The organism is Saccharopolyspora sp. NPDC000359, from assembly GCF_040300525.1.
In the GTDB taxonomy this organism is placed as follows: domain Bacteria; phylum Actinomycetota; class Actinomycetes; order Mycobacteriales; family Pseudonocardiaceae; genus Saccharopolyspora.
This window is the reverse complement of record NZ_JBEPDU010000038.1, coordinates 1-12,563: the sequence shown is the minus strand read 5'-3', so window position 1 is coordinate 12,563 and position 12,563 is coordinate 1. Positions and strand designations below refer to the sequence as shown.

Annotated in this window: 11 protein-coding genes; 6 read left to right on the top strand and 5 right to left on the bottom strand. The window is 70.7% G+C overall.

All coding sequences use genetic code 11. The features are described from left to right. Positions 1-21: 21 nt before the first annotated feature. The gene (locus tag ABT324_RS22980) at positions 22-1,044 is read right to left on the bottom strand and encodes a LacI family DNA-binding transcriptional regulator (RefSeq protein WP_351181142.1); all 1,023 of its coding nucleotides are present in this window, start codon (positions 1,042-1,044) and stop codon (positions 22-24) included. Between the two features lie 195 nt (positions 1,045-1,239). Between ABT324_RS22980 and ABT324_RS22975 the strand changes: the two genes are divergently transcribed. The 4 genes from ABT324_RS22975 (at position 1,240) to mmuM (ending at position 5,600) form a co-directional block, all read left to right on the top strand. After that, positions 1,240-2,469, top strand: coding sequence for an extracellular solute-binding protein (locus ABT324_RS22975; protein ID WP_351181139.1), 1,230 nt, complete (start codon positions 1,240-1,242; stop codon positions 2,467-2,469). Positions 2,470-2,476: 7 nt separating this feature from the next. Next, on the top strand, positions 2,477-3,400 hold the full coding sequence (locus ABT324_RS22970; RefSeq protein WP_351181136.1) for a carbohydrate ABC transporter permease: 924 nt from the start codon (positions 2,477-2,479) through the stop codon (positions 3,398-3,400). A gap of 1 nt (position 3,401) precedes the next feature. After that, complete coding sequence (locus tag ABT324_RS22965) at positions 3,402-4,298, top strand: sugar ABC transporter permease (protein ID WP_351181133.1); 897 nt, start codon at positions 3,402-3,404, stop codon at positions 4,296-4,298. Between the two features lie 402 nt (positions 4,299-4,700). Further along, positions 4,701-5,600: a homocysteine S-methyltransferase gene (gene mmuM, locus ABT324_RS22960; RefSeq protein ID WP_351181130.1), complete on the top strand. Its 900-nt coding sequence runs from the start codon at positions 4,701-4,703 to the stop codon at positions 5,598-5,600. Between the two features lie 180 nt (positions 5,601-5,780). Here mmuM and ABT324_RS22955 read toward each other — a convergent pair whose 3' ends face one another. Further along, the gene (locus ABT324_RS22955; RefSeq protein ID WP_351181127.1) at positions 5,781-7,220 is read right to left on the bottom strand and encodes an alpha-amylase; all 1,440 of its coding nucleotides are present in this window, start codon (positions 7,218-7,220) and stop codon (positions 5,781-5,783) included. Between the two features lie 115 nt (positions 7,221-7,335). Further along, complete coding sequence (locus tag ABT324_RS22950; protein WP_351181303.1) at positions 7,336-8,265, bottom strand: carbohydrate kinase family protein; 930 nt, start codon at positions 8,263-8,265, stop codon at positions 7,336-7,338. Between the two features lie 141 nt (positions 8,266-8,406). Between ABT324_RS22950 and ABT324_RS22945 the strand changes: the two genes are divergently transcribed. Next, positions 8,407-8,619 carry an RNA-binding S4 domain-containing protein gene (locus tag ABT324_RS22945; protein ID WP_150070203.1) on the top strand — a complete coding sequence of 71 codons (213 nt, stop codon included), beginning with the start codon at positions 8,407-8,409 and terminating at the stop codon, positions 8,617-8,619. Between the two features lie 42 nt (positions 8,620-8,661). Here ABT324_RS22945 and ABT324_RS22940 read toward each other — a convergent pair whose 3' ends face one another. Both ABT324_RS22940 and ABT324_RS22935 read right to left on the bottom strand, forming a co-directional pair. Then, positions 8,662-10,263: an amidohydrolase gene (locus ABT324_RS22940; RefSeq protein WP_351181124.1), complete on the bottom strand. Its 1,602-nt coding sequence runs from the start codon at positions 10,261-10,263 to the stop codon at positions 8,662-8,664. Then, entirely contained in the window at positions 10,260-11,756 is a 1,497-nt protein-coding gene (locus ABT324_RS22935; RefSeq protein WP_351181121.1) for an APC family permease, read from the bottom strand. The genes ABT324_RS22940 and ABT324_RS22935 overlap by 4 nt, the downstream gene beginning before the upstream one ends. 156 nt (positions 11,757-11,912) lie before the next feature. Here ABT324_RS22935 and ABT324_RS22930 point away from each other — a divergent pair, with 156 nt between their 5' ends. Further along, positions 11,913-12,524 (top strand): TetR/AcrR family transcriptional regulator, encoded by a 612-nt coding sequence (locus ABT324_RS22930; RefSeq protein ID WP_351181118.1) that lies wholly within the window; start codon positions 11,913-11,915, stop codon positions 12,522-12,524. Positions 12,525-12,563: the final 39 nt, after the last annotated feature.

Genomic DNA, 12,563 nt, shown 5'->3' with positions numbered 1-12,563 from the left:
TGCTCCTCGTTCTCCGGGCGGTCACCGCTGCCGGGTGGACTCGCGGACGATCAGGTTCGGTCGGAACATGCGGCTGAAGTTGGTCGAGGCCCGCACCGGCTCGTCCGGGTCGAGCTGGCGGGTCAGCTCGTCGACCGCCGCCGCGGCCATGTCCCGGATCGGCTGGGCCAGCGTGGTGAGCGCGGGCTGGCAGTAGGCGGCCAGCGGGATGTCGTCGAAGCCGACCACCGAGAGGTCCTCCGGGGTGGACAGCCCACGCCGCTTGGCCTCGCGCATCGCGCCGAGCGCCATGACGTCCGAGGAGCACAGCACCGCCGTGGGCTCCGGACCGTCGAGCAGCTCGCCCATGGCCTGCGCGCCACCTTCCGCGCCGAACGGCGCGTGCGCGACCAGGTCCGGGCTCGGCTCCACCCCGGCCTCCTCCAGCGCCGCCGCCCAGCCCGCACGCTTCATCCGGGACGGCAGGGCGCGGGCCGGACCGCTGACGAAGCCGATGCGGCGGTGGCCCAGCTCCAGCAGGTGCCGCGCGGCCGTGTGCCCGGCCAGGTGCTCGTCGACGGTGATGTCCGGGACGTCCAGGCTCGGCGCGCTGCCGTTGACGAACACCATCCGGATGCCCTCGGCGCGCAGCTTCTCGTAGTAGCCCCGGCTGCGGCGCTCGTCGTTGTCCGGGTTGGCGATCTCCGGCGACACGAAGATCATGCCCTCGACCCCGCGCGCGACCAGCATCCGGACGTAGTCCTTCTCGGTCATCGCCGCCCGGGTGTTGCACAGCAGCGACGAGTAGCCCGCCAGCGAGGCGCGGCTCTCCAGCGCCTCGGCGAAGGCCGGGAACACCGGGTTGGACAGCTCCGGCACCAGCAGGCCGATGACCCCGGTGCGGCGCAGCGCGCCAGTGCCGCGCGCGGTGTGCGGCATCTGGTTGAGGACTTCGAGGACTCGTTGCCGGGTCTCCTCCTTGATGCCCCCCTTGCGGTTGAGCACCCGGCTCACCGTGGACACGCTCACCCCCGCCGCCTCGGCGATATCGGCCAGACCCGCCACTGCTCCGCTCCTGTCGCCCCAGGACCACTTCCTGCCACGATCCTGCACACGATCGAAATAATTTGCAAGCGCCGCCACCGGCGGTTTCCGGAAATGACTCCACCAAGAACCTGAAAGACCTTGACTTTGCTCACATCCTGGGTATGCAATTTACCTCCAAGTGTTCGCAAATTTTTGCAAACAGGAGGTCCGAACATGAGACCCAAGGCCACGGTCGGCGCCGCCCTGGGCCTAGTCGGCGTGCTCGCCGCCGGGTGCGGCGGCAGCAGCGGCAACCCCGGCGAGGTCATCTACTGGGACACCAGCGGTTCGGCGGAGAGCGGGGTGTTCCGCGAGATCGCGACCGAGTGCGGGCGCACCGGCGGCTACCAGGTGCGCGTCGAACCGGTCTCCTTCGACCAAGCCCTGAACAACTACAAGACCGCGGCGCAGGGTGGTCAGGGCCCGGACGTGCTGCGCGCCGACGTCGGCTGGGTCGCCCAGCTCGCGCAGGCCGGGCTGGTCCAGGACCTGTCGGGCACCCCGCTGGCCGCCGACACCGCCGACTTCCTGCCCGCGCCGCTGGAATCGACGAGGTACGAGGGCAAGACCTACGCCGTCCCGCAGATCACCGACGCGCTCGCGCTGTTCTACGACAAGGCGGAGCTGGCGCAGGCCGGCGTCGAACCACCGAAGACCTGGGACGAGCTCCGGGCCACCGCCCCGAAGCTCGGCGGGGACCGGGCGCTGTTCATCAACAACGACGAGTACTACGCGCTGCCGTTCCTCTACTCGCACGGCGGCGACCTGCTGGACACCGGATCCCGCACCATCTCGGTGAACTCGCCCGAGTCGGTGCGCGGCGTGCAGGTGGCCAAGGACCTGCTCGACGCCGGTGCCGCCCGCACCGCGCTCGACCAGCCGAACTCCTACACCACGATGAAGGCCGCGTTCACCTCCGGCGACGTGGCGATGGTCGTGGACGGGCCGTGGGCGGTCGCGGAGTACCTACAGTCCGAGCGGTTCGCCGACCCGGCGAACCTCGGCATCGCCCCGCTGCCCGGCTCGGGCACCTCGCCGGTCGGCGGCCACGACTACGTGATCCGGCAGGGCAGCGACGCCACCGACGCCTCGGTCAAGTTCGTGCAGTGCATGAGCAGCACCGAGAACCAGGCCAAGATCGCCGCGGAGCTCGGCCTGCTGCCGACCCGCCAGTCCGCCTACGACGACCCGGCCGTGGCGCAGCACCCCGTGGTCTCGGCGTTCCGGCCGCTGGCCGCCGACACCCACGACCGGCCGTGGATCCCGGAGAACGCCGAGCTGCTGGAGCCGCTGCAGACCGCCTACGCCGAGATCCTGGCCGGACGCCAGGAAACCGGCGTCGCGCTCGACGGGCTCGCGCGGACCTACCAGACCTCCGTCGTCCCCGGCTACGCGCTGCGCTGAGGTCGACATGCGGTTGCGGAATCTGCTCGCGCGGCACTGGTTCGCCTACGCGATGGTCCTGCCGGTCGTGGCGGTGCTCGCGCTGCTCGTGGTGCTGCCCCTGCTGCAGGGGCTGTTCTTCGGGTTCACCGACATCAACGACACCAACATCGCCAACCCGGTGCTCGACCGCGAGGCCAGCTACGAGTTCGTCGGGCTCGCCAACTACCTCAACGTGCTGTCCGGCGACCCGGCCTACGGCTCGTTCTGGGCGACCCTGGTGCGCACCGTCATCTGGACCGGTGCGTGCGTGTTCTGCCACTACGCGATCGGCCTGGCGCTGGCGGTGCTGCTCAACCGGCAGCTGCGCTTCCGCGGGCTGTACCGGGTGCTGCTGATCCTGCCGTGGGCGGTGCCGGTGTTCATCAGCGCCTTCGCCTGGCGGTACCTGTTCAACGCCGAGTACGGCCTGATCAACTGGGCGCTGGAGGCGGTCGGGCTGCCCGCGCAGGTGTGGCTTGGCCAGTCCGACCTGGCGCTGGTGTCGGTGATCATCGTCAACGTCTGGCTCGGCGTGCCGTTCATGATGGTGGCGCTGCTGGGCGGCCTGCAGTCGATCCCCGCCGACCTGCACGAGGCCGCCGAGATCGACGGGGCCTCGCCGTGGCAGCGCTTCGTGCACGTGACGCTGCCGGGCCTGCGGTCGGTGTCGAGCTCGGTGGTGCTGCTGGGGGTGATCTGGACGTTCAACATGTTCCCGGTGATCTACCTGATCACCGAGAACAACCCGCACACCCGGATCCTGGTCACCTACGCATTCGAACGGTTCTTCTCCGGCGCGACCCGGGACTACGCGATCGCCTCGACCTACGGCGTGCTGATCCTGTCGGTCCTGCTGGTCTTCGCCACCATCTATCGCCGGGTGATGTCCCGGCAGGGGGAGGTGCTCTGAGATGACCATCGACGCGGCCTCGCTGCGCGCCACCACCGCTGCAGCCCGCCCGAGGACGAGGCGCCACCGGTCCACCGCGGCCAGCATCGGCCTGCACGCGGCACTGGTGGTGGCGTCGCTGATCGCGGTCTTCCCGGTGTTCTGGGTGCTGGTGATCTCGTTCAAGCCGGACGCCAAGGCGATCGAGCGCACCCCGGCGCTGTTCGCTGACTCCACTGTGGACAACTACTGGGACGTGTTGTCCGGCGCCAAGGGCGCGTTCCTGAGCTGGTTCGGCAACTCGGTGCTGATCGCGGCGCTGACCACGGTGCTCGGGGTGCTGCTGGCGGCCACCACCGCCTACGCGGCCAGCCGGTTCCGCTTCCCGGGCCGCCGGTGGCTGCTGCTGTCCTTCCTGGTGGTGCAGATGTTCCCGTTCGCGGTGCTGATCGTGCCGCTGTACAACATCCTGCTGACGCTGGGCCTGCAGGGCAGCGCGCTCGGCCTGGTCCTGGTGTACTGCAGCACCGCCATCCCGTTCTGCACCTACATGCTGAAGGGCTACTTCGACGGGATCCCCGGCGAGATCGACGAGGCGGGCCGGGTGGACGGGCTCTCCCCGTTCGGCGTGTTCTGGCGACTGGTCCTGCCGCTGGCCAGACCGGGCCTGGCGGTGACGGCGTTCTACTCGTTCATCGTGGCGTGGAGCGAAGTGGCCTTCGCCTCGGCGTTCCTCTCCGCCGAGGACCGCTCGAAGACCCTGGCGGTCGGCCTCCAGGTCTTCGTCCAGCAGAACCGAGCGGAGTGGGGCCACCTGGCAGCAGCCTCAGTCCTGGTGGCCATCCCAGCAGTGCTCGTCTTCTACCTGGTCCAACGCTTCCTGGTAGGAGGCCTCACCGCAGGCAGCGTCAAATCCTGACCCAGCCCCCTCCCCCAACCTCCGACACTCCACCCAGCACCCGACCCTCCGCCCCCTCATCGCTCCGCCCCCTCGGCCCTTTGGCGCTCCGGCGCTCCGGCCGAGGTACCACGATTTCGGTGGAAATCAGACACCCGATTTCCACCGAAGTCGCACCTGCCCCCAACACACCCCGGCGTGTCGTCCCCCGACACACCGGCACACCGCCTGTCCACCCCTGACGGGGCCACAGTTTCAACTGAAACTGTGAACGACACGCAGGCGAACCCGCAGTTTCAACTGAAACTGTGAGCACGCAGCGGGCGGGTTCGCAGTTTCAATTGAAACTGCGATTCGGCGTGCGGGGGAGGCGCAGTTTCAATTGAAACTGCGGGGCTTCGGGGGGCGGCTACGCTGAGCGGCATGAACGCGTTCACGCTCGGCGGCAGTGTGACCACGATCCTCGACGGTGGTCTGGCCACCGAGCTGGAGGCGCGCGGGCACGACCTCTCCGACTCGCTGTGGTCGGCCAGGCTGCTGGCCGACTCACCGGAGGAGGTCGTGGCCGCGCACGCCACGTTCTTCCGCGCTGGGGCCGAGATCGCGACGACGGCCAGCTACCAGGCGAGCTTCGAGGGCTTCGCGGCGCACGGCATCGAGCGCAACGACGCCGCCAAGCTGATGCGGCGCAGCGTGGAACTGGCCCGGCTGGCCGGGGACGTCGAACCGGGTCGGCACCGCTGGGTGGCGGCGTCGATCGGCCCGTACGGCGCGATGCTCGCCGACGGCTCGGAGTACCGCGGCCGTTACGGCCGCACCAAGCAGCAGCTGCGCGACTTCCACCGCCCGCGGCTGGAGGTGCTGGCCGAGTCCGGACCGGACGTCTTCGCACTGGAGACCGTCCCGGACGTCGACGAGGCCGAAGCGCTGGTGGAGGCGATCGACGGGCTGACCACCCCGGCCTGGCTCTCCTACACCATCGCCGGTGACCGCACCCGCGCCGGGCAACCGCTGGCGGAGGCGTTCGCGGTGGCCGACAGCCCCGGGATCATCGCGGTCGGCGTCAACTGCTCGGCCCCGCGGGACGTGCTGCCCGCGATCGAAATCGCCCGCGCGACAACAGGGAAACCGGTCGTCGTCTACCCGAACAGCGGTGAGGGCTGGGATGCGCAGCGGCGGACGTGGACCGGCCGGGCGCAGTTGTCCCCCGAACTCGCGCACAGCTGGCGGGCGGCCGGTGCCCGGGTGATCGGCGGCTGCTGCCGGGTGGGCCCGGAGGACATCTCGGCGGTGGCCGAGGCGCTGATTGATCCGGCGGGCTGAACCCGGTTGGGCCGAACTGCCGATCCTGGCGCACTTTTACCGAACAGTTCACGCTACGCCAGGTTCAGCGAGAACGACCTGGCACGCTGAAAACCGTGCGCTGACAACAGAGAACCACGACGAGGTGCGCGATTTCGCAAGCCGTGTCGCGAAATCGCGCACCTCCGGTCAACACGGCGCTCAGAGCTTGGCTCCGGCGTGGAGGGCCAGGCCGGAGTTCGGCGCGACGGTCGCGTCGAACCTGCCGTCCTGCCCCACCTCGACGGTCGTGCCGGTGCACGCGCCGTCCACCAGCTCACCGCTCATCACGTCGCAGTAGGTCCCGGCGGGCAGGGAGCTCTGGAAGGTCTGGGACAGCTCGCCACCCTCCCGGTTGATCGCCACGAAGCCCTTGTCCCCGCGCCCGAACGCGACCTGCCCACCGCCGTTGTCCCACCAGTTCACGAGTTCAGTGCCCTGCACCTCCCCGTGGAACCCGGCCATCCCGGCGATGATCGGCCGCCGGTGCTCGCAGGTCCACGCCGAGTTGTCGCAGCTGGCCGCCTGCGTCGTCCCGTCCGCCTCGGCCGGTGGCCCGGCGTCGTTGTCGTCGAAGGCGAAACCGGAGATCAGCTGCGGCGTCCCGTACGGGTAGGCCAGCTCGAACGCGACCGCCAGGTCGTAGGTGACGCCGTCCGCGTAGGTCAGGATCGGCGAACTGCGCTGCGTGTCGTGGTTGTCGATGAACACCACCGCCTGGTCGCTCGGCAGCGACATCCGCTCCGGCAGGTTCGCCAACTGCGCCAGCGAACCGTCGCGGACGGCGTTGGCCACGACCCCGTAGTAGCCGAACTCGGTCACGTCCCCGTTGCCGGTGTACTCCCCCGCGGTCGTCGTGCCGTCCGCGATCACCTCCTGGAACACGTAGGGCCGGGCACCCGTGCCCGGGACGTCCCGCACCGCACCGAAGATCGCGCCGACGTCCTCCGGCGGCATGTGCTTGACGCCGTCCACCCGGAAGCCGGACACACCCATCCCCACCAGGTCGTCCAGGTAGGCGGTCAGCGTGCTGCGCACGTGCTCGGACTCGGTGGCCAGGTCCGCCAGCCCGACCAGCTCGCAGTTGCGCACCTCCCACTTGTCCTGGTAGTTCGCGATGTCGCGGCGGCAACCGTGGAAGTCGGCGTCGGAGTACACGCCCGGGTAGTCGTACTTCTCGTAGGTCGAGCCGCCGCTGCCCGGTCCGCTGCCGACCGACCCGGTGCCGCTCATGTGGTTGACCACCGCGTCGACGTAGATCTCCACCCCGGCGTCGTTGCAGGTCCGCACCATGGCGGCGAACTGCTCGCGGTCACCGCGGCGGCTCTGCAGCTGGTAGCTGACCGGCTGGTAGTCCTGGTACCAGGGGTGGCCCTGGTCGCCGAGCACCACGTGCTCCTGCGGCGGTGACACCTGCACCGCGCCGAAGCCCTTGGGCCCCAGGAAGTCGGTGCACTCCCGGGCGATGGACTCCCACGGCCACTGGAACATCTGGACGATCGGTCCGCGGACCGGGGCGGCCGCGGGCACTTCCGCTGTCGCGGCGGGCACCAGCGTGGTCCCGCCGACCGCCGCGGCGAGCGCGAGCAATGCCAATCGCATGACAACCTCCTCAACTTCGAGCGGTCGCCATCGATCACATTTTCTTGCGCGAGTTAAGTCAATACTCCATCGGAACCAGCGTTGAGCTGCTCCAATGCTTGCAAAAATTTGCGAACTAGCTCAGCAAGGCGGCCACTTCAGTCGCTGCCGCAGCGCCGTAAGCGTCCGTGAAGCGCCGCAGCGCGCGGCCGTGGTCCAGCGTCCACTCCTGCGTCCCGGTCACCTCCAGGACGTGCACCGCGACCAACGACCCGAGCTGCGCGGCCCGCTCCCACGACAGCCCGCTCTGGACACCGGCGAGGAAGCCCGCCCGGAACCCGTCCCCCACCCCGGTCGGATCGACCCGGCCGCGATCGGGCACCGCGGGCACCCGCACCCGCTTGCCATCGCCCCCGACCACCTCCGCGCCCTCCGCGCCGAGCGTGGTGACCCGGACACCGACCCGCTCCCGCACGTCGGACTCGGTCCAGCCGGTCTTCTGCAGCAGCAGCCCCCACTCGTACTCGTTGCTGAACAGGTACTCCGCCCCATCGACCACCCGCCGCACCTGCTCACCGTCGAGGCGGGCCAGCTGCTGCGACGGGTCGCTGGCGAACGGGTAGCCGCGCTGGCGGCACTCGTCGACGTGCCGCAGCATCGCCAGCGGATCGTTCGGACCGATCAACACCAGGTCCACGCCGGAGCGGTCCAGCACCGGGGTCAGCTCCACGTTGCGGGCCTCGGCCATCGCCCCGGTGTAGAAGGAGGCGATCTGGTTGAACTCCTCGTCGGTGGTGCACACGAACCGGGCGGTGTGCGCGACCTCCGAGACGTGCACGCCCGAGCAGTCCACACCGTGGCGCTCCAACCAGGAGCGGTAGTCGGCGAAGTCGTCGCCGACCGCGCCGATCAGCACCGGCCGCTGGCGCAGCACGCCCAGCGCGAATGCGATGTTGGCCGCGGCACCGCCCCGCCGCACCACGAGGTCGTCGACCAGGAAGCTCAGCGAGACCTGCGTCAGGTTGTCGGCGACGAGCTGGTCGGTGAACCGGCCGGGGAAGTGCATCAGGTGATCGGTGGCGATGCTGCCGGTGACGGCGACGGGCACGGCGACCTCCCGGATGTCGCAGCAGGTGAGCGAACGATCACCGAGCGTACCGCCGACCGCCGCGCCCGGCCGCCGCGCGCCGCGGCGGACAATGGGGCCATGCGCGAAGTGGAGATCCGGGACGACGTGATCCGGCTCGGCCAGCTGCTGAAGCTGGCCGGGCTGGTCGAGCACGGCGCGGAGGCGAAGGAGGTCCTGGAGGAAGGCCTGGTCCAGGTCAACGGCGAGGTGGAGACCCGCCGCGGCAAGCAGATCACCGAGGGCGACGAGGTCGCCCTCGGCCCCGAGACCATCCGCGTCGTCACCCGCTGACGAGTCGTGAGCGGCGATGGTCGCAAGGACCACCATCGCCGCTCACGAGGGTCCGTGCACGATCCGACCGTCCACGACCGTGCAAGCCACCGGAAGTTCCGGCAGGTCCTGCGGTGCGCAGGTCAGCGGGTCGCCGTCGAACACCGCCAGGTCCGCCCGCATGCCGACCCGGATCCGCCCAGCCACCTGCTCCTCCCCCGCGCCGTAGGCGGCTTCGGTGGTGTAGCCCGCGAGCACCTGCTGCGCGGTCAGCGCCTGCTCCGGCACCACCGGCTCCCGGCCCGGCTCCCCGACCGGGCGGCGCAGCCGGGCCCCGGACATGATCTCCCGCGGGTCGTACCCGGCGATCGGCCAGTCCGAGCCGAGCGCGACGTGCCCACCCGCGGCGAGCACGTCCCGGTACCGCCACGCCCGCCCGCAGCGCTCCTCGCCGATGCGCGTGGACCAGTTGTCGCTGTGGTCGGGCAGCGTCCAGTCCATGTGCGTGGGTTGCATGGACGCCACCACGTCCAGCTCGGCGAACCTGGTGACGTCGCGGTCCTGGAGCAGCTCGACGTGCTCGATGCGGTGCCGACCGCCGGAGGCGCGCCCCGACACGGCGTAGGTGTCGAGCGCGAAGGACACCGCCTGGTCGCCGATCGCGTGCGTCCAGCACGGCAGGCCCAAGCCCACCGCCCGCTGCACGGCCTCCGCGTAGGCCCGCGGCTCGCGCCACACCGGCTCGGTGCCCTCCCCGCAAGAGTCCGGTTGGCACAGCCAGGCGCTGCCGCCGTCGATGGTGCCGTCCAGGAAGAACTTGACCGCACCGGTACGCCACATCCGGCCGGGCCGGTTCCGCAGGTCCTGGACGACGTCCAGGGTGTCGTCGACGGTGCCCGGCAGGCACCACGGCGCCACCAGCGTCCGCACGGTCAGCTCACCGCGGTCGTCGAGCGCCCGGAACAGCTCGTCGGTGCCCGGCCAGATCGCCAGGTCCAGCATGTGCTCGCCGGTGATGCCTACGGCGTTCTGCGCCCGGTGCAGGTCGGCCACCCGCCGCGCGAGCTCGTCCAGCCCCAGCGGGGGAACGGCCGCGTCGCCGAGCCGCACCGCCGACGTCTCGTGCAGCTCGCCGGTGGGCGTGCCGTCCGGGTCGACCACCACCTCCGAGCGGTCGGCGAACTCCACCGCGCCGGTGATGCCCGCCCGCTGCAGGCCCCTGGTGTTCAGCAACGCCGTGTGCGCGTCGATCAGCGTCAGCAGCGCCGGGTGGTCGCCGATGGCGTCATCGATGTGCTTGCGGTGCAACCAGCCGGGCCGGAAGGCGTTGTACTCCAAGCCGTACCCGAGCAGCCACTCGTCGCGCCCCAGCCGAGCGCTCTCCGCGCGCAGCTTCGCCCGGAGCTCGCCGAGCTCCACCACGCCCCGCAGGTCCAGGCCGCGGATGTTGGCGACGCCGTGCACCGGGTGCTGGTGGGAGTCGACCAGACCGGGCGTGACGGTGCGCCCTGACCCGTCGACCACCTGGGTGCGCCGTCCGATGTGGTCACCGACGTCGTCGCCGACCGCGCAGATGCGGCCGTCCCGCACCGCCACCGCGCTCGCCGGTGGTCCGTCCATCGTGATCACCCTGGCTCCGGTGATGACGAGGTCCGCAATGGTCACGAGGCACTCCGATCTGCGAAGGAACTGCTGAGGACGACCCGGTCGCGCGGCTTGGCGGCCGCGAAGTAGCCGAGTCCGATGAGGACGATCAGCGCGGTGCCCAGCGGCGCCGCCCACACCTGGTACCAGGGGGCGCCAACCGGGGCGAGCAGCGCGCGCGGCCAGGTGATGTTGACGAACTCGAACGCCAGCCACAGCACGGCGCCGAAGTTCAGCGCGGTGCCCAGCCGCCCCAACTGGACGCGACCGGCGGGCACCCACGTCCCGCGCAGCCGAGCCGCCAGCGCGGCGAGGGCCACCAGGAGGAAGGTCAGGTAGAAGGCCGAGGTGCCGAAGGTGATGAGGCTGCCCATGGCGGCGCTGTTGAGCGCCAGCAGCAGCCCGGCGCAGGCCACCGCGGTGACCGCGACGGCACCGCCGACCGGCGCCTGGCTCCGCTGGCTCACCGTGCGCAGGAACTTCGACAGCGGCAGCACGTCGTCGCGCGCGACCGAGTACAGCGCCCGCGCCGTCGACCCCTGCGCCGCCATCCCGCACGCCAGGAACGCGAGGAGCACCACGACGACGAAGGGCTTGGCCGACCAGTCGCCGAAGGAGGCCACCACCGCAGTGGTCACCGGGTCGGCGTCGGCCCCGGCCACCACGCTCGCCGGGTCGGGGTGGCTGAGCACCACAGCGAAGGCGTTGAGGATCACCAGCAGACCGACGCTGAGCAGTGCGATCCAGATCGCGCGCGGCACGTGGCGGGTGGCGTTACGGGTCTCCTCCGCGGTCGACACGCAGGCGTCGAAGCCGATGAACGCCCAGCCCCCAACGGCCACCGCCGCGACGAACGCGGCAAGCCCGGATCCGCCGAACAACCCCTCGGTGCCGAACCCCTCGGTCAGGACCGACCACGGCTGCGTGCGGAACACCAGCAGCAGGGCGACCCCGACCAGCACCGAGGCGACGGCCTCGGCTACCACGCCCATCGCCAGCGCGCGGCGCAGCACGTCCACGCCGAGCATGTTGGTCAACGAGCACACCACGACGAACACCGCCGCGGCCGCGACCAACTGGTTCGGCGTCGGGGTGAGGCCGACGAGGGTGAAGGCCCACGGGGCGGCCAGGTAGGCGATCGTGGTGTTGGCCAGCAGGCTGGAGCACAGCGAGATCCAGCCGGTGAACCAGGCGTAGGACGGCCCGACCAGCCGCCGGGTCCACTGGTAGGCACCGCCTGAGATCGGGAACTGCGAGGACAGCTCGGCGTAGAGCGCCAGCAGCAGGCACTGCCCGACCAGGCAGACCGGCAGCGCCCACACCCACCGGGGCCCGGCGATCGTCGTGCCGACCAGCGCCACCGCGTAGAGCCCGACGACCGGGGAGATCGTCGCGAAACCCATCGTGATGTTGCCGAGCACCCCCAGCCCGCGCTTGAGCTGGGGCTCGTAGCCGAGCTCGCGCAGCCGCGCCGCGTCCTCGTCCGGATTCCCCCCGGCAGCTTGGATTTCCATGCCTGCGTCCTCCTCCGGACCGGCTTGCCTAACTAAGTTAGGCACGGACTGTAGGCCCCCGCCGGGGCTTTGGGAAGACCTCGGCGGCCGACGGATCCCACGACCGGCCCCCGCTCGGGAAGAATGGGAGGCGCCAGCGATCACGGAGGAGGACCGGTGACCCAGACCAAGCGCGGCTCGCTGACCAGGCACGACATCGGGCTGGCCGCGCTCGCGGTCGTCGACCGGGAAGGCGCCGAAGCGCTGACCGTCCGGCGCATCGCGGCCAAGCTCGGCGTCCAGGCCCCGTCCCTGTACACGCACGTCAGCGGCAAGGACGACATCCTCGAACTGATCACCGAAATCATCACCGCGGACATCCCGCCCCTGCAGCTCGACCCGGCGGACTGGCGCGCGGGCCTGCTGGCCTGGGCCCACACCTACCACGCGGCCTTCGCCAAGCACCCCAACGCGGTGGGGATCATCGCCCGCCGCGCGGTGACCATCACCGAATCCCGCCAGGCCTACGAGGACGTGCTGACCATGCTCGCCGGGGCGGGGTTCACCCCGGCGGCGGCGCTGCGCGTGGTGCTCGGCATCGACTACGTGGTCCTCGGTTCGATCCTCGCCCCGTTCTCCCCCGCCTTCGACCAGCCCCTCGGCGACGACTACCCGGCCCTGCGCACCGCGGTCCGCGCCACGGAGACGGCCGAGGTCGACCAGACCGCCTTCCGCGAAGCGGTGCGGTCCTACGTCGCCGGCCTCCCTGACCCGTCGCGGGGGTCGTGAGTGCGTAACAGTGTTCGAACACTGTTACGCACTCACGAC

Coding starts and splice junctions, on each gene's coding strand:
- ABT324_RS22965 (WP_351181133.1), top strand. CDS start 3,402: ATGACCATCGACGCGGCCTCGCTGCGCGCCACCACCGCTGCAGCCCGC.
- ABT324_RS22950 (WP_351181303.1), bottom strand. CDS start 8,265: ATGCACTTCCCCGGCCGGTTCACCGACCAGCTCGTCGCCGACAACCTG.
- ABT324_RS22945 (WP_150070203.1), top strand. CDS start 8,407: ATGCGCGAAGTGGAGATCCGGGACGACGTGATCCGGCTCGGCCAGCTG.
- ABT324_RS22935 (WP_351181121.1), bottom strand. CDS start 11,756: ATGGAAATCCAAGCTGCCGGGGGGAATCCGGACGAGGACGCGGCGCGG.
- ABT324_RS22975 (WP_351181139.1), top strand. CDS start 1,240: ATGAGACCCAAGGCCACGGTCGGCGCCGCCCTGGGCCTAGTCGGCGTG.
- ABT324_RS22955 (WP_351181127.1), bottom strand. CDS start 7,220: ATGCGATTGGCATTGCTCGCGCTCGCCGCGGCGGTCGGCGGGACCACG.
- mmuM (WP_351181130.1), top strand. CDS start 4,701: ATGAACGCGTTCACGCTCGGCGGCAGTGTGACCACGATCCTCGACGGT.
- ABT324_RS22970 (WP_351181136.1), top strand. CDS start 2,477: ATGCGGTTGCGGAATCTGCTCGCGCGGCACTGGTTCGCCTACGCGATG.